Origin of the sequence: Rhizobium sp. SRDI969 (assembly GCF_025152725.1) — a bacterium.
Taxonomy (GTDB): Bacteria; Pseudomonadota; Alphaproteobacteria; order Rhizobiales; family Rhizobiaceae; genus Rhizobium; species Rhizobium leguminosarum_I.
Map to the genome: position 1 here is coordinate 875,904 of NZ_CP104035.1, position 15,882 is coordinate 891,785.

20 protein-coding genes and 2 pseudogenes are annotated in these 15,882 nt (G+C 59.3%); 14 read left to right on the forward strand and 8 right to left on the reverse strand.

Features of this window, described 5'->3' with window-relative positions; genetic code table 11:
* Positions 1-8 precede the first annotated feature (8 nt).
* The 3 genes from N2A41_RS04340 to N2A41_RS04350 all read right to left on the reverse strand — a co-directional run bounded on the left by N2A41_RS04340 (position 9) and on the right by N2A41_RS04350 (position 1,792).
* A complete protein-coding gene (locus N2A41_RS04340) occupies positions 9-656 on the reverse strand; it encodes an ETC complex I subunit (protein WP_260111107.1) in 648 nt (215 codons plus the stop codon).
* A 69-nt stretch (positions 657-725) separates the two neighbouring features.
* Positions 726-1,235 (reverse strand): Hsp20/alpha crystallin family protein, encoded by a 510-nt coding sequence (locus tag N2A41_RS04345; protein ID WP_170278666.1) that lies wholly within the window; start codon positions 1,233-1,235, stop codon positions 726-728.
* An 83-nt stretch (positions 1,236-1,318) separates the two neighbouring features.
* Positions 1,319-1,792, reverse strand: a complete 474-nt coding sequence (locus N2A41_RS04350; protein ID WP_170278667.1) for an Hsp20 family protein — start codon at positions 1,790-1,792, stop codon at positions 1,319-1,321.
* Positions 1,793-2,369: 577 nt separating this feature from the next.
* Between N2A41_RS04350 and N2A41_RS04355 the strand changes: the two genes are divergently transcribed.
* The 5 genes from N2A41_RS04355 (at position 2,370) to N2A41_RS04375 (ending at position 5,330) form a co-directional block, all read left to right on the forward strand.
* Entirely contained in the window at positions 2,370-2,642 is a 273-nt protein-coding gene (locus N2A41_RS04355; RefSeq protein ID WP_017963308.1) for a DUF6894 family protein, read from the forward strand.
* Between the two features lie 131 nt (positions 2,643-2,773).
* A complete protein-coding gene (locus N2A41_RS04360) occupies positions 2,774-3,499 on the forward strand; it encodes a Crp/Fnr family transcriptional regulator (protein ID WP_170278668.1) in 726 nt (241 codons plus the stop codon).
* Positions 3,500-3,727: 228 nt separating this feature from the next.
* Positions 3,728-4,120, forward strand: coding sequence for a hypothetical protein (locus N2A41_RS04365; RefSeq protein ID WP_017963310.1), 393 nt, complete (start codon positions 3,728-3,730; stop codon positions 4,118-4,120).
* A 302-nt stretch (positions 4,121-4,422) separates the two neighbouring features.
* Positions 4,423-4,572, forward strand: a complete 150-nt coding sequence (locus N2A41_RS04370; protein ID WP_157386315.1) for a hypothetical protein — start codon at positions 4,423-4,425, stop codon at positions 4,570-4,572.
* 107 nt (positions 4,573-4,679) lie between these two features.
* A complete protein-coding gene (locus tag N2A41_RS04375; RefSeq protein ID WP_170278670.1) occupies positions 4,680-5,330 on the forward strand; it encodes a pyridoxamine 5'-phosphate oxidase family protein in 651 nt (216 codons plus the stop codon).
* Positions 5,331-5,445: 115 nt separating this feature from the next.
* Here the strand turns inward: N2A41_RS04375 and N2A41_RS04380 are convergent, their stop codons facing one another.
* Entirely contained in the window at positions 5,446-5,634 is a 189-nt protein-coding gene (locus N2A41_RS04380; protein WP_017959409.1) for a hypothetical protein, read from the reverse strand.
* Between the two features lie 389 nt (positions 5,635-6,023).
* Here N2A41_RS04380 and aac(3) point away from each other — a divergent pair, with 389 nt between their 5' ends.
* A complete protein-coding gene (aac(3), locus tag N2A41_RS04385) occupies positions 6,024-6,839 on the forward strand; it encodes an aminoglycoside 3-N-acetyltransferase (protein ID WP_026154049.1) in 816 nt (271 codons plus the stop codon).
* Between the two features lie 21 nt (positions 6,840-6,860).
* Here the strand turns inward: aac(3) and N2A41_RS33410 are convergent.
* The 3 genes and pseudogenes from N2A41_RS33410 to N2A41_RS04395 all read right to left on the reverse strand — a co-directional run.
* Positions 6,861-7,025 (reverse strand): annotated as a pseudogene (locus N2A41_RS33410) (kinase); the annotation flags it as partial.
* Complete coding sequence (locus tag N2A41_RS04390; RefSeq protein ID WP_170278671.1) at positions 7,026-7,595, reverse strand: pyridoxamine 5'-phosphate oxidase family protein; 570 nt, start codon at positions 7,593-7,595, stop codon at positions 7,026-7,028.
* An 85-nt stretch (positions 7,596-7,680) separates the two neighbouring features.
* Positions 7,681-8,385, reverse strand: a complete 705-nt coding sequence (locus tag N2A41_RS04395; protein ID WP_170278672.1) for an SDR family oxidoreductase — start codon at positions 8,383-8,385, stop codon at positions 7,681-7,683.
* Positions 8,386-8,507: 122 nt separating this feature from the next.
* On the opposite strand from N2A41_RS04395, the gene N2A41_RS04400 reads away from it, so the two are divergent.
* The 3 genes from N2A41_RS04400 (at position 8,508) to N2A41_RS04410 (ending at position 10,212) form a co-directional block, all read left to right on the forward strand.
* Positions 8,508-9,389 carry a LysR substrate-binding domain-containing protein gene (locus N2A41_RS04400; protein WP_260110365.1) on the forward strand — a complete coding sequence of 294 codons (882 nt, stop codon included), beginning with the start codon at positions 8,508-8,510 and terminating at the stop codon, positions 9,387-9,389.
* A gap of 199 nt (positions 9,390-9,588) precedes the next feature.
* Positions 9,589-9,843, forward strand: a complete 255-nt coding sequence (locus tag N2A41_RS04405) for a hypothetical protein (protein WP_246709952.1) — start codon at positions 9,589-9,591, stop codon at positions 9,841-9,843.
* A 30-nt stretch (positions 9,844-9,873) separates the two neighbouring features.
* On the forward strand, positions 9,874-10,212 hold the full coding sequence (locus N2A41_RS04410) for a LysR substrate-binding domain-containing protein (protein WP_246731092.1): 339 nt from the start codon (positions 9,874-9,876) through the stop codon (positions 10,210-10,212).
* Between the two features lie 269 nt (positions 10,213-10,481).
* Here N2A41_RS04410 and N2A41_RS04415 read toward each other — a convergent pair.
* A pseudogene (locus N2A41_RS04415) lies at positions 10,482-11,464 on the reverse strand (phosphotransferase enzyme family protein).
* An 868-nt stretch (positions 11,465-12,332) separates the two neighbouring features.
* Between N2A41_RS04415 and N2A41_RS04420 the strand changes: the two are divergent.
* The 5 genes from N2A41_RS04420 (at position 12,333) to N2A41_RS04440 (ending at position 15,872) form a co-directional block, all read left to right on the forward strand.
* The gene (locus tag N2A41_RS04420) at positions 12,333-12,695 is read left to right on the forward strand and encodes a DUF4087 domain-containing protein (RefSeq protein WP_170278673.1); all 363 of its coding nucleotides are present in this window, start codon (positions 12,333-12,335) and stop codon (positions 12,693-12,695) included.
* 233 nt (positions 12,696-12,928) lie between these two features.
* Positions 12,929-13,678: an SDR family NAD(P)-dependent oxidoreductase gene (locus tag N2A41_RS04425; protein WP_162119639.1), complete on the forward strand. Its 750-nt coding sequence runs from the start codon at positions 12,929-12,931 to the stop codon at positions 13,676-13,678.
* Complete coding sequence (locus N2A41_RS04430; RefSeq protein ID WP_260110366.1) at positions 13,668-14,585, forward strand: RNA polymerase sigma factor; 918 nt, start codon at positions 13,668-13,670, stop codon at positions 14,583-14,585. The genes N2A41_RS04425 and N2A41_RS04430 overlap by 11 nt, the downstream gene beginning before the upstream one ends.
* A 178-nt stretch (positions 14,586-14,763) precedes the next feature.
* Positions 14,764-15,171, forward strand: coding sequence for a GFA family protein (locus N2A41_RS04435; RefSeq protein ID WP_170257811.1), 408 nt, complete (start codon positions 14,764-14,766; stop codon positions 15,169-15,171).
* A 62-nt stretch (positions 15,172-15,233) separates the two neighbouring features.
* Positions 15,234-15,872, forward strand: a complete 639-nt coding sequence (locus tag N2A41_RS04440) for a hypothetical protein (RefSeq protein ID WP_260110367.1) — start codon at positions 15,234-15,236, stop codon at positions 15,870-15,872.
* The last annotated feature ends 10 nt before the right edge of the window (positions 15,873-15,882 follow it).

Below are 15,882 nucleotides of genomic sequence, written 5' to 3' on the forward strand. Positions count from 1 at the left end.
GCTCCACCTCACGCGGCATCTCGGTTGATCGTCGGCTGAAGATCTCGCCTCTCGACGTTGCGCTCGAGGTCAAGCAGTGCCTGCAGCGTCCGATCTCGGACAACGTCAGCAGGCGATGGCCATGTTGCGGGTTCATAGACGTGGGTCTGCAAAGCGGGGCCTTGTGCCTGTCCGCAGATCTTCTGACATGCGGCGGGACCGAGCCGTTGCAATGCAGCGTCGGAGAAGGCACGAGATGGCCGGCGCGTTTGCTGGCGGGTTCTCTGCTTTGTCGACGCCGCGGCGCTACTCGCCTGACGCTGCACCCTGTAGGTCAGCCCCTGGCGCTCCGCATATCGGATTGCTGATTCAAGGGTTGGAAATTCCAGCTCAACCTGCGTGAGCGTATCGGTACTGCCCGTATAGCCCATCAAAGGCTCGATGAACGGTGCGCTACGGCGCTGGAAGACGAGCCGCCAGTCTTTCGTTCGCCGGGTGCCTGACGTCATCGCCGAGCGCGATGGCTTGAAGATTCGGGCGACAGCATCCTCGGGAAATACCGAGCGGCCGAATGACAGAGGCTTCCGCTGGTTGTCGTTTGCTGGCCGACTAGCCGAAACAGCCGTATGTGGTTTCTTCGTCTCTCTGTTGTGCGTCTCTCTGTTAACGTCCATCATCATATCCCTCCCTATCGGCGAAGGATGCCGACGGCCGCCACAAGGCCGGCCGTCGGTTGGGTCAATTGGTTAGCTCTTGATGGCGATCCGCTTGACTTGCGACTGCGCCTGCTCACTCTTCGGCAAGGTCACTGTCAACACACCGTTTTTGAAGCGGGCGTCGATAGCGTCTTCCTTGACCTCGGCACCGAGCGGAATGCGACGCTCGAAGCGACCGTAGTAGCGCTCGGAGAAGTGGCGATCCTTGTCCTCCGTCTCGGACTGCTTTTCGCCTTTCAGCGTGAGCACGCCGTCATTGAGCAGGACTTCTATGTCCTTTTCCTCAAGGCCAGGCACCTCGGCCGTCACCTTGATCTCCTTCTCGCTGTCGGAGATCTCGACGCTCGGCCATCCGCCACCAAAGGCTCTGGGGCCAGTCAACGACGGAAAGTTGGAACCGAATCCGCGGAATGCCTCGTCGAACAATCGGTTCACCTCGCGATGCAGGGACAGGAACGGATCACGATCATCATCACGCAACAGGCTGGGAGCCTGATGGCCGTTGTTCCCGCTCCAGGGAATGAGATCACGAACACTCATGTCTTTTCTCCTTTCTCTTGGATTGGCAGCGAAGCATTCACATCGGCGCCGGGTGTGCCCGGCGCCGATGCGCCTTTCGAGGCTTACGCTGCTTGCGTCTCAGCTTCGATCTGCTTGGGCTCGAACTTCGGAAGGGCCTGGCCGGTTCCGATTTCGATCTGGCGCGGCTTCATTTCTTCAGGGATCTCGCGCTTCAGATCGATGATCAACAGTCCGTCGACAAGTTCAGCCCTTTCGACCTTGACATAGTCGGCAAGTTCGAACCGGCGCTGGAAGCTTCGCTGAGCGACGCTGCGATGAAGATATTGCACGTCGTCATCGCTATCCGCCTTCTTGCCCGCAACCACGAGCAGGTTCTGCTCCTGCGTCATCGTCAGTTCATTCTGGGAGAATCCCGCCACCGCCATTTCGATGCGGTATTCATCCTCGCTCGTCTTGAGGATGTCGTAGGGCGGCCAGTTGTCGATGGTGTCGATGCCGGCTTGAAGCGCACCTAACATGCGGTCAAAGCCGATGCTCGACCGGAACAGGGGAGAGAAATCGAGGTTTGTCCTCATAGCCATATCCTCCTTTGAAGCAACATGGATACAAGGAGACGCCAAGAGCTACCGGCGTCTCCTGGACTTTGCCGGTCCCAATTGGGCTACCAGCATAAATCATTTAATTCAGGCTATTAGCGGTTCAAGAGGGGCCGGCCACCCAAAACGAAAAAATGCAATTTCTGCGCTGTGCCATCGTGTGGAATCGGTAAAATGCTGCGTCGCGGCGCGGGCGGAGAAAGGGACCCAGTTGCGCGACCGCTGATATTCAAGGCGCAATGGATACCCGCGCCCCCGGTTCAGCCAGGCTGTCAAAAAAAGCCCCGCGCTGGACGCGGGGCTAGTGAGCGTACATGGAAAGGGGTTCGATGAAGGCTAGGGGGAAAGACCTTCAGATCCGCCCGCTGAACGCATGGAAGCAAAAAAAGTTCCGGCGCGGCCGATGAACGCTCCGCCTCGCCGCGCGAGCACTTTCGGGCTTACGGGCCTTCTTTAAAACGTGATTACATGCGACAATCGATCATCATCCGCCATCGACCCAGGCGCGGATGGCTGGGAGATATTAGTTGCTCTTGCCTGTACAGGAGCAACAGATATGGCTCGCTACTTTTTCAACGTTCATGACGGCATCTCCATTCAGGATACGGTGGGCTCAGAGCACCCGGACCTCCAAAGCGCCCGCAGCGAAGCTGTTGAGACCATAGCCGAGCGGCTGAGGGGCGCTCTGTTGAAGAAGGCCGACGTCTCGGCATGGCTGATGAACGTCACCGATGAGCAGGGGGTCACGGTCATGGTTCTTTCCTTCACGGCCGCCGTCCAGATCGTGGACCAGGTCTACCTTGCTACGCAAGAATCCGGCGCATTGTAGCAATGTCAAAACCGCACAGAAGACCGGCGCCTCTTGGCCTGTGAAGATGGTCTGGCACATAAGCGAAACATTGCCGGCGCTTCGCCGTACGTCGACAGGAGATCGGGCTCAATCCCGCCGGAGGCTGGGCCATGGCCGACTTTTCGCAGTCAAACATCCAAAACCTTCTTCTCAGAGCACTTGCGCCTGAAGCATTCGATCTGCTGCAGGCGACGATGCAGCCGCGCGAGCTTCCGGTGCAGTTCGAACTGGTCGCGCCTGATGTGCCAAGTGAGACCGCCTGCTTCCTTGAGAGTGGCTTAGCATCAATTGTTGCCACCAACTCCGATGACGAGTCCGTCGAAGTCGGGCATGTCGGATATGAGGGCATGGCAGGAGCCCATGTGTTCCTGAAGGTCGATCAAACGCCAAACAGGACCTTCATGCAGGTCGAGGGGCACGGAATTTCGGTGCCGGTATCCGCACTTCTTTCCATGGCGCAACGAGTTCCGTCGGCCAACGACCTGCTGCTCAAATATGTGCATTGCTGCGAGTTGCAGCTTGCCCATTCCGCCCTTGCCAATGCCCGTTACACCATGCCCGGGCGGCTGGCCCGATGGCTGTTGATGTGCCACGACCGGCTGCGCGACAGAGATCTGCCTCTTACCCACGAGTTCCTCTCGCTTATGCTCGGCGTACGACGTGCAGGCGTCACCAATGAAATCCACATCCTCGAGGGCGTGCACGCGATCAAGGCGACGCGGGGGAATATCCGGATTTTGGACCGGCCCAAGCTGGAGGACTTGGCCGGCGGCTCCTATGGTGTCCCAGAGCACGAATATGAACGGCTCATTGGGGTCCCCATCAGGCGGACTTGACCTCGGAAAAGTCGCAGCTTTTCCCATGCATCGCTGACATCCTAAGGCGCGATGCAGCTAATCCGGCCCCCAACAAATCATAAATTTTCAATAAAACTATAATTTATGACTAATCTTTCCAAGATATCTGCTGAAAACTATCAAACTATAGCTAATTATAAGAGATGACTTGTAGTTCGTATATGGTGGACGGAGACTGTGCTTGACGGCGGTGGGAGAAATCGGCAAATGCACAGAACTATACTGACTGGACTATCTATGGTGTTTCTCGGAACCCAAGCTATTGCTGCTACCGCGATGATAGGAAAGGAGCTTCAGGCCCTGCTTTCAGACGGCAAAGTGATTGCGCTGGGCGGCCCAAAAGAGGGTTATAGTGGCGAGCTTTCTGTACTCAAGGACGGCACCGCACATGGTCAGGTTAAACTCGATTCCGGAGATGTAATCTCAATTGATGGCATGTGGCGCATTTCTGGCAACACGTTCTGCAGTAGCTGGAAGGGTGGGAGGGACGCGGGCACGGCGGTATGTGACACCTGGAATAAGACAGGCCCGAAGTCTGTCAGCGAGTTGAACGGAAAAAGAATATTGGCGGAAATTCTTAGAAATAGCCTCGAGCCATGATCGATTTGCAAGCCGGGCGCGGGCGCTGCAAGCATCGGTGAAGCAGGTGAGATGCCGTCCTCTTTGAATTGGAGGATCCGCAACATCGATCAAGAGCACCGTCGACCTGCAAGCCGTGGCGGCCGCCCGGCTTAACAGGAGACAGCGGTTTTCGGGGTGAAAACCAGCCGAGCGACCGGCTCTCAAATCGCCTGAGAGTTCGGCGGTTCCGCTTCTCACCCGAAAGGACGATACCTTCACGAAGCACCAAGCGTCGGCCCTGGGCGATCGCCGGTATCGGGATGTCGTCGTCGATCGAAAAGATGGAAGAAGTGTTCCAGACGTCGGACGTCACGCCGCTGGCCGAACCTCATATTCTCCGCCTGTTCCGCCCCTATCAGCGCGGCTTGCCTTGCAATACGGCGATTCAATCCCGCATTGATCCTGCATCTCAACTGATGTATACCTTCTGAGGTACGTACATCATATTCATGGCTTGCGGGCGGAGACGAGCGTTGCGAGGCCTGAATTCCAGACCTGCAGTTCGGCCATGCGATGAGAGGGACTTCGGGAGGGGAGCATGACGGCCTTACAACTCAATCCAGAATGTGCCATCGCCGATGAGCAGTCGCTTCGGGCGCTGTTCGAGCCGACCCACGCCCTGGCAATCGTGAAGTGTCAGAATTCGCTTGGCGAGCACGCGCAGGAATTCATTCGGCGCTCGCCGTTCTTCTGCATCGGCACGCAGAGTTCGGAGGGAAGGGCCGACGTCAGTCCTCGCGGCGACCCTCCGGGGTTCGTCAAGGTTCTTGACAAGCACACCCTGGCGATCCCGGATCGACCCGGCAACAATCGTCTTGATACCTTAAGCAACATCATCGCCAACCCGAATGTCGGGCTGTTGTTTCTCGTCCCCGGTTTCGACGACACATTGCGCGTCAACGGGCGAGCAAGTCTGACCAATGATCCTCAACTGCTGGCTGGCATGAGCGTTGCCGATCGTCTCCCGAAACTCGCTATTATCGTGACGGTAAGCGAAGTTTTCATGCATTGCGCCAAGGCATTCAGACGGTCCCGCTTGTGGAGCCCGGATCATTTCCAGGACCGCACCGAGATGCCCTCGCTCATGAAGATCATTCTGGATGAGACGACAGGGGCGCCGAGGGACGCGGATGAAATGCGAAAGATGGACGAAGACCTGGAACAAGCCTACCGAAGGACACTTTACTAAAGCATGATGCCCGCAGAAGCGGGCGGTGGCGACGCTCCAAACAGGCCGGCGACTCATTGCGGATCAGAACGGCGCTACCCGTCCTTTCCGACGGTCGTGACTTTTCGCAGAGGTCTCAGATCGCGGTCTGCATCAGATAAGGAGATTTCTCGACGGGAACCCGCGCGACGATCTTCATCACCAGCGTGGGAGCGACATCGGGAACAGAGCTCACTCGTCCGTCTTTGTAGAGCACCCGCAAGACGCAGGTCTCGCTATCATATTCAAGTTCGGCGATCGTCTTTGAATGGACCAGAAATTGCATCTTCAGCTGCCTCCTGCACTGCAGCATGACCAATGAAAATGACCGACCGCCGCCCACCCTCGAGGACAATACTTGATCGGCACGAAAACTCTTTGCCATTTCGGCGGCCGGCGCTCTCCGAAACGCGATCCAGAAGACATGCGTCCCACCAAATCGTGCCGGCGAAGCCGTGAAGAAATCTAGTAAAATCCACCATCGAAATCGCGTGAAATCAGCGTGACACACGCCCCGCGACTATATGCGACCCGGGACCACCAGAATAAGATGTGCGTAGCGCCTGCCGCAACGAGGCCGAACGCAGTTGCACCGCGGTCGTCGGCTGAAGGTGAGTATCAGGGCAGGGTCGCGATCGCTTGACTCTCGCATGCGACCCCTATGATCATCTGCCGATGATCGTTCCGCGCATTCACACTCGCCTCTCGCTGGCCAGGGATCTCGACAGTCTCGGCATTCGCGCCGGCGACATGGTCATGGTCCACGCCGCGATGAAGCGGGTGGGGCGGCTGCTCAACGGGCCTGATGTACTGATCGAAGCGCTTCGCGATGCCGTGGGCCCCGCCGGCACCATCGTTGCCTATACCGACTGGAACGGTGACTATGATGCGTTGCTGGATGAAAATGGCCGCGTCCCGCCGGAATGGCGCGCCCATATCGCGCCGTTCGATCCGGCTGTTTCCCGCGCTGCCCGCGATAACGGCGTGCTCGCCGAATTCATTCGAACGACATCGGTGGCAAGACGCAGCGGCAATCCGGGCGCCTCGGTCGCGGCGATCGGCGCGCGCGCGGATTGGCTCACCGCCGACCACCCGCTCGATTACGGCTATGGAGAGACATCGCCGCTCGGCAGGCTGGTGGCGGCAGGCGGCAAGGTTCTGATGGCCGGAGCTCCGCTCGACACCATGACCCTGCTCCACCATGCAGAACACCTGGCGCGAATTCCGAACAAGCGCCTCCGCCGCTACGAGGCGCCCTTTGCCACATCGGCCGGCGTGGTGTGGCGGATGCTGGAAGAATTCGACACAAGCGACCCGGTCGTGCCGGGCCTTGACGACGATTATTTCGGCGGGATCGTGGGCGCGTTTCTCACCAGCGGGCAGGGTGCGCAGGGCCTAGTCGGAGACGCAGGATCGGTGCTGGTCGATGCGGCCGCGATCTGCAGCTTCGCTGTCGCATGGCTGGAGCATCATGTTCGGCTTGAAGGCTGAGCGGCTAAGCCGCGCGTTGCTTTAAAACAGGTGGTCGACACATTGCTCGGTCTCCCACGTCTTGAGGAAAATCGCCAGCCTGGCAATCCAACCGACAGTCTGGCTTCCCCATTCCTGTGCCCCACGTATTCGCCCATCAGCCGGATGTGGCGGACGAAGCGATGGCGCTTCGACGTCGTCCGGCGTTCAGGGGTTGACCCAGCCGGAGGAGGTCAGCGCGCCGAGATGATCGTAGGCAAAGACTGCGCGTCGGTTGTCGGCGTGGCGCAGCTGGACCCAGTCCAGCGTCTCGGCCCGGAATATCAGCACTCCGAAGAAGGCCTGTCCATCGGCGTCTGCGACCGCCGCCTCGCTTGCTGGCCGCTCGCCGATGTCGTCGCCCGGCGGCCCGCCCATATAGGTGCTGCGCGTCGACAGCGGCAGCAGGCTCCAGGCCTCGGCCGCGCGTTCGCTCGACGGTCCGTTGAGTTCGGCCGATCCTTGAAGGCGAAGCTGCACTTTCGGCTGCGGGCCGAAGCCGAGGATGGTGACCCGAGGATTGGCCGATATTTCCAGCCATTTAGGGCTTCTGACATCCGTATGGATTTCCAGGATGCGCCGCGCCGCATCGACGCGCCTCAGCACCACCATGCGGGCTTGCGGCCGGCCGCCGGCGTCGACCGAACAGAGGTTCAGGTAGCGGAAGGCCGACTGCGGGTCGGCGGCGGCCCCTTCGAGCTCGGCCCAGGCCGATGCATCGACCTCGGCGAGGGTCACTCTGTCGCCTCCGCGTGCTTTATCTCACCGGCCTTGACGTTCCAGTTGAAGCACATCGCTGTTTTCCTTGGGCGTAGAGATCCTGTCAGACGGACCGGGTAAGGCCGCCGTCGATCCTGAGGCTCTGGCCGGTGATATAGCCCGCTCCCTCGGAAATGAGGAAGGAAATCGTTGCGGCCACTTCGGCGCTGGTGCCGTAGCGCTTCATCGGCACGCTGTCGCGGCGCTCCTCCGTCGGCGGCAGGCTGTCGATCCAGCCCGGCAGCACGTTGTTGATGCGAATGCCGTCGCCAGCATAGGTATCGGCGTAAATCTTGGTGTAGGCGGCGAGCCCGGCGCGGAAGACGGCCGAGGTCGGGAACATCGCGGACGGTTCGGACACCCAGGCGGTGGAGATATTGACGATTGCGCCCGACTTCTGCGCCTGCATGACCGGCGTGACCAGCCGAACCGAGCGGATGACGTTCATCAGGTAGACGTCGAGGCCGGTATGCCACTGTTCGTCGGTGATCTCGGTGATCGGCGCACGCGGACCGTGACCGGCGCTGTTGACGAGAGCGTCGATCCGGCCCCACTTTTCCATGCATGCGTCCACCAGGCGCTTGAGGTCGTCGTTGGATTGGTTCGAGCCGGTGACGCCGATGCCGCCCAGTTCTTTCGCAAGCGCCTCGCCCTTGCCCGACGAGGATAGGATGGCGATCTTGAAGCCATCGGCCGCCAGCCGCCTCGCGGCTTCCGCACCCATGCCGCTGCCGCCGGCCGTAATGATTGCTACCTTTTCTACTGCCATCGCCGCTCTCCCTACTCGGTTTGCACCCGTTGCCGGGCATTGATCCCTGGGATATCATGGGTCCCAAGCGGGAACGAACCAGTTTTCCTGAAATGTCCCAGTAGAAAAACTATCGAACGTCCATGCTGATCGGCAATCTTCCCTCTCTTAACGGCCTCAAGGCCTTCGACGTGGCAGCGCGCCATCTGAACTTCCGGCTCGCGGCCGAAGAGCTCGGCGTCACCCAGGGAGCCGTCGCCCAGCATGTGCGCGGGCTTGAGGCGGAACTCGGGGTGACATTGTTCGAGCGCCTGCCGAAATCATTGGCGCTGACGGGCGAGGGGCGAAGCTACGTCGCCGATGTCAGGCGCGCCTTCGAATTGCTCGCAAACGCGATGGCGAACCTGAAGCCTCAACCGGTCAAACTGGTGGTCAGCACCACACCGACCTTCGCCTCGAGATGGCTGATCCCGCGTCTTCCGGACTTTACCTCGAGGCATCCCGATCTCGATCTCCACATCCTGGCGACAGACCGCATTTCCAGCTTCCAGGTCGACGGCGTCGATCTCGCCGTCCGCTATGGCAGCCCTCCCTTCGGCCCAGGCCTTGCCGCCGAACTGCTGTTCGAGCAGGAGATCATTGCCATCTGCAATCCGAGCCTTGTCGCCGAGGGAGCCGAGCCGCAGAACGCCGAAGAACTCTCACACTACACGCTGCTTCACGATGCCCATAATTCCTGGCCCGAATATATCGATCGTTTCCTCGGCGGCGGCGATCCCTCGCTGTTTCGGGGCATCAGCTTCTCGCAGACATCGCACGCGATCGAAGCTGCCATCGCCGGACAGGGCATCGCCGTGGCAACCCGCGCCTTCGTCTCGACCGACATCGAGGCGGGCAGGCTGAGGCAAGTCTTCGACGGCGCCCTCAGAGCGCAGTCCCACGTCTATCTGGTGAAGCCGCGATATCGGAAGTCCGAAGCCGTGGACAAGCTTCAGGACTGGCTGCGCTCGCAGGTGCAGGCCTGATGGCTGCTCTTACGGCACCCCTTCTGGGACCATTTGACTTCTAGACTCGATTGCTCGGCAGATTAGACTTGTCGCCGCCCGAACCATCGTTCGCACGCAGCGCAGTACTCCAGCACGGTCTAATTGTCGCAGGTCGGAACCCACTCCCCACCAAAGCGTTTGCGGGTGGGGCGATTATGCCCTTTCGGAGGAAATGCACATGCTGAGATCGATTTTGATCGCAGCCGTATTTGCGGCTGCGGGCACTATGCCCGCCTATGCCGCATCTATGGCGAAATGTGACGACGCTTCCATAACGGCCTTGCAGACCAAGGTGGATGCAATGGCCGATCAGACGAAGAAAACAGCCGCCACCAAACAGGTGGCCATGGCGAAGGATGCCATGAAGGCGCACAAGATCAAAACTTGTGTGACGCATATGGAAAACGCCGAGAAGGGCATGAGCAAGATGTAACGGCGCACCCGGCGTAGTTGAAATCAGAGGATGAGGCCCGGGCTTCCGGGCCTCATATCGAGGGGATACTCCGGATGGGAATATCCGGACGGCGACAGCTACGCGACGCTTCCGTTGCCAGGTGCGCTGCACGTCAACAGTGCGCAGACTTACGACGCCGCTGCCCTCGCCGGCCTTGGCTTGATTCAGGCGCCACTCTGGGGGATTGGCCAATACTTTAAGAGCGGAGCGCTTGTGGAGATCATGCCCGATTTTCGTCGCCGGGCGCTCCCCGTATCCCTCATCGTAGCACATCGGAGCAATCTGTCGCGCCGAGTCCGCGCATTCATGAAGTGGATCGAAGATGTGCTGACGCCGTATCTGGAATAGATGGCCGATTTTGGGACGACCCACTTTGCCCGAGAACGGCGAGGAGAAGGCGCAAAACAACCTTATCCTTCGATAACGAAAAAAGTCCGCTTAGGGCCGACGGGGCCGGTGGCCCCTAAGTGCTGATGTCCCTGACAAGTTCCCCTATATCGACCTTCTCGGGCGTTCCTTTACCCTGCCCCAAGGGTGGGCGAAGGTCGAAGCGATGGCCGACTGCGCCGACAGCGCCGACGCACCGCCGATCCTCCCGCTGCCGAGCAGACCTGAATTCAGAGCAGCCGGTCGACACATCGCCCGGTCTCCCACGTCTTGAGGAAATTTGCTTCCCGGGCAATCCAACCGACAGCCTCGCTTCCCCATTCCTGTGCCCGGCTGGCGTATTCGCCCATCAGCCAGATGTGGCGGACGATCACGAAGCGGTGGGCGGCTTCGAAGTCATCGGGCTTGATCGGCCGGACGGCTCGATAGGCATCGACGAAGGCGTCCCACATGGCTGTCGACTCCGGCCGAAGGATGTTTGCGCCCACAAAAACACCGACAGGTCGTAGGCGAGGTATCCCGGACCGCCGTCATCGAAGTCGAAAAAGACGGCTTCGCCGGCGTCGTTGATCCGTGCGTTGAAACCGTGACAGTCACCATGGCAATAGGTCGACGTCAAATTGGCGAAGGCTTCAATCGCCTGTGCGGTCCGCGCCGCGATGGCTTCAAGATCGCTGCGGACTTCGGCGTCTTCCACGACGCCGCTATCGCATATGCGGGCGAGGGGCCGATGCAGCAAGTGTTCGAGGTCGAGCCGATAGAGCGCTCCGTCCGGCTGGAAGGTCTCGGCGGCGTTGTGCAGCAGAGCAAGGGTCTTGCCGTTGGCCCGTGCATCGCCGGCATCCGCCGCATCCGGCTTGCGGCCCTCGATCGCCCGGAAGAGCACGGCCTGGCGCACGCCCTCCGGCGCCTGTCCCTCGACGAATAAGCTGCCCTCGCGTGTCGCGATGGCTGCTGCGACCGGTACGCCTGATTGCGTGAGATGCGCCAGGAAAGCCGTTTCGGTCTTGACGTCGGCCAGACCACGGGCGCGGCGATGAGAAAGCCGGAACACGTAACTTTCTCCGTTGCTCCCGAGGGCAAGATACACATCATTCAAGCCGCGTTGCAGCATCCGGCAGGAAACCGGCCCTGCAAGCGGATAATGCCGATCGATGAACTGTTCGATGGCCGCAATCTGCGGGGTCGAATAGAGCGGACTAAAGTCGAGCATGGGCGCTGTACCATCGGGCTTTGCTGGCAGGCTGCTTCCGCGGTGAGAAGGCCATGAAGGTGGTGGCTCCCGCAGGCACGTAAGATTGCAAAGAGCTGCTGTTTGGATAAGGTGAACGGCGCTATTAATAAAACCAAGAGATGAAAAACAAAATGCGGGCTTCGCGATTTTTGCAAGAAAACTCTATTTCGATTTCTGTCTTTCCATCATTTTAGGTCTGTCTGGATGCGTCACCACCAAAGACGATGTCGCTATTTCTGCGGATCACAATCGGGCCCTGAGTGGAGAGCGGACAAAGATGGGCCAGTCCTACAATTTGAATGAAGACTGCACGGCTGCAACAATAGCCAACATAAAATTGGTAGAAGCCCCCGCGCATGGCTCGGTTGAATTCGTCAAAGAGAATATTTCTTCCAATTACAGAGATGGTATCCGCAATAAATGTAATTCCAGAAAATCTCCCGGCGTGTCGGAATACTATAATTCCAGGAGCGGCTATTCTGGACGTGACATGTATAAGGTGAGGTGTCCTACGGGGAGGGGACCATCAAGGACGTCACCGTCAACATCAATGTGATCAAGAATTAAGCCAAGACCAGCGATTTCGATCTCGCCGATCATCGACAAAGCCTGGGCCAGCTCCGTCGTCGGTGGAACGGGCAACTGGATCCTTGCGACCATTCGTGTCGTCTGCAAGCACCTGGTCCAGGTTGATCGAAACAGGATATTGTAGTTGGCATTGCTGTCGAAGGGCGGATCGCGGTAATGTCAGATCGACGCTTGTGGAAGCGACACTTTTATCCACAATCGAAACCTGTGATGCTGTCCTTCCGCTTCAAGGCTAACAGTTTGCGACTCCGGAGTGTCTGTGAAACTTCTGACATCAGTTATCATTCTCGCGTTGGGTACAGCTTCGGCTGCACAGGCTGAACGGCGTTGCGGTTGGCTTTCTAATCCGGCCACGGGAAAGTGGGAGCTGTACGATGCCAAGGGAGGCTGGCAGATCATGTTTTTCGGAGGCGACGGAAGCCGGGCTGAAGGCGTCGATAAAATTCCGGACCTGACTGCAGGTGAATACGTGTACACGTTCGCAATCCACGGCTACGCGTGCGCATGCATGAACGTCGATGCTGATCAAGAAGCCATTACCCGCATCTATTCAGTTCAGCAGCTGCCGTTAGCCAGGTGCCGAAACGACCCCGCCATCCAGTACTTTCTGAAGCAAGATTAGTCGCTGCCAAAGTTAGGCACCTGCCGGCCTGCCGAACGTCCGCATGGTGAGGAATTGGGATTTCACATTTGCAACTGCAGCCGGCACAGATGGAAATCCGTCTGAGTTGGGTCGCGCCGGGTCAAGCTTTTCATTATCCACGCCCAAGCGCGAAAATAATGACTCTTTTCAGCTCATTCGAACGTCCTTGTTACGACTGCCTTTGCGCGGTCGGATCGAATGAGGAAAAGAACATGGATTTGGATGGAAAACGGATCGTTGTCGTCGGTGGTAGCCGCGGTTTGGGCTTCGGAATGGTCGGGGCCTTTGTAGCGCGCGCAGCTAATGTGACCGTCGTGGCGCGCGACTCGACGATTTTGCAAGCGGTGGGAGAGCAACTGGCCGTCACGACTGTGGCTGCCGATGCGACCAGCGCCGACGCGGCAAAGAGGATCATGTCGGAGACACGACCCGATGTCGTCATCATGAACGCCGGCGCGGAACCGCCCATGGACCGTATCGACCGTATTGGCTGGGAGGCGTTCACGACCAACTGGAACGTCGATGTGAAGGCCGCCCTGCATTGGGTCCAGGCCGCTCTGACGTTGCCGATGGCGCCGGGCGGGCTGGTCGTTCTCGTTTCCAGCGGAGCCGCGGTGCAAGGCTCGCCGCTATCGGGAGGCTATGCAGGAGCAAAACGGGCGCAGTGGTTCATTGCAAAATATGCCGAGGGCTTGTCGACCCAGCTCGGCCTGGGCCTGCGTTTCCGGGTCATCGTTCCCCGGCAGATGTTCGCAGGAACCGGCGTGGGCAACGCCGGAATCTCCGGTTATGCTGCGGCGGCGGGCCGGACATTCGCAGAACAGGCAGCTGCCTGGCCGGACATGACACCGCGCGGCTTTGGCGATACGGTAGCCGAACTGATCGGCGAGACGGCGCTGGAAGAGGCTATGATCTACGCCGTGCGTGGAGATACGGGCGTGACGGTCATCAATGATGGATGAAGCTGCCCTCGAAGCAGAAGCGAAGAGCACACTCTACGTGGCGCTGGCCAAGGAGGCGGATGCAGTTCGCCCGGAACTGCATCGCTATGCCGCCCGGTTGGTCGGCTCGGTGATCGACGGCGAGGACGTGATTCAGGACGCGTTGGTCAATGCGTTCGCGATGGTCGGCTCGATCTCGTCCGGCACGCCGCTGCGACCATGGCTGTTTCGCATTGTTCACAATCGCGCCATCGATACGCTGCGCCAGCGAAGTACCCATCCGTCAGAGCCGCTGGAGACGGCCTTTGATCTGGCGGATGCCAGTGCTGTTGATCCGGAGGATGCGCTGATAAGGCAGGACACGGTGCGGATCGCCTTGGCTCACTATGCCAAATTGCCGGTGCCGCAGCGTAGCGCGGTGATCCTCAAGGATGTGCTGGGAGAGCCCATCGCAGACATCGCCGCGCTGTTGGGCCTGAGTATCGATGCTGTCAAAGCCCATCTCTCACGTGGTCGGGCAGGATTGCGATCCATCACCGAGAGGGAGTCCGAAGTTCCGCTGCCCCCAAGCGCCGAGGTTCTGAATTTCGCAGCGCTCTTCAACGCGCGGGATTGGACGGCCCTGCGCAGGCTGCTTGCCGAGGATGTTCGGCTTCGTCAGGCACGACGGCCGCAGGTCTCCGGTGCGGCGGATGTTGGCCGATTCTTTTCCTATTATGCGGATTATCCGCGGGTTTGGATCGAACCGGCTTGTCTGGAGGGCAGGGAAATATTGCTGGTCTCGGCTGCGCCGTCCGCTGCTCCTGCCTACTTCATGCTGCTCGAATGGAGGGACCAAAAGATAACACTGATCCGCGACCATCGATATGCGACCTACGTCATGGAGGACGCGGCTATGACGCGGGCCGCATCGCAACGCGAATCTTAGGCCCGGCGCTTTCACGGCTCGTGCCGGCGCACGGATCGCCGCGTCAAATCAGGCCGCTTTCGGTCTGAGGGCCACAATGACCTCTATGACCGCGAGCTGCCATGCTGAATTTTTGATAGACCCTGTCGATTCCGGCACCGTAAGATCGACAAAGCCTGATCAACATGGAATGAGCCAAATGCCCGTCTTTCATGCCAAATGCAGCTGCGGCGCCCTGTCCCTGGAGGTCGATGGTGAACCGGTCCACAATCACACATGCACCTGCACGCGCTGCCAGCGTGCATCCGGCAGCGCACTGGCACATAATGTGTGGTTCCGGGAGGAACATGTGCGGGTCGTTTCCGGAGACTATTCCGTTTGGTTTCCGCAAGGCGAGACGACGCCTGATGTGATGAAAGCCTTTTGCCGGGTCTGCGGTGGCGGCGGCTTCTCGAAGTCCGGAACATACCTCCCCGGCACCGTTGTCATCGCCGGCGGCACATTCGCCGATCCAGCGTTTCCTGCGCCCGATCATGTTCACTGGTGGGACAATCGCCCGCATTGGCTCGATCTCGCCCAATCGATCGAGCGTCATGGCGGAGATTAGCGTTTCCAGAAACGCGAGACTGCAGCTAAAGATTGCAAGGATGACGAACTCCAGGGGGCAGGATGCGCCGCGTTTTGGCGATGATCGGGGCAGTTTGTGTCGCTTACGCGGTCTGGCATATGGCGATGGCGCGGTCGACTACAATTCGGCTTGAGCCTGCCGGCTACCAGTTGACCTACAGCATCGCATGGGGCTTGGGCATGGAAGAGCGATTTGCCCTTAAAAAGTTCGGCGCGATCTGGCCATCGCAATCGAGCGCGTGGACCGAGATTTGGAAAAAACCATATAATTCCGGGATGGTTGCCTACGTCAGCGATGACGGAAAGACCTACTATTTCGGAACAGGCTACGGGCTGCATTTATTCCAGCCGGAACAAGGGGCTTACTGGACGACTTGTCACAAAGGCAACATTCCAAAACGTACGTCCTTTGCCGAACGACTGTCATTCTTTGGGTCGGATGCCGCTGACGAGGAACTCGATCCTGGCGCACCCCGCCTCTTCGAATACGTACAAGCGAATGAAGCGAGCGGGGCAATTCCATCCTCGCCACCCGCGTCAAGATATTATGCCGGCCTCAAATACCTTGGCAGGTTCGGGCTGGTGGCGACAAGCGGTCGAGGGCGGGGCGAGGAGGTAAGGTTCGTTCCAGCAGGAACCGCCATGGAGCCGCGCCTAGGGCTGCAATTCAGCTGCGGTTGACGCGACGCTT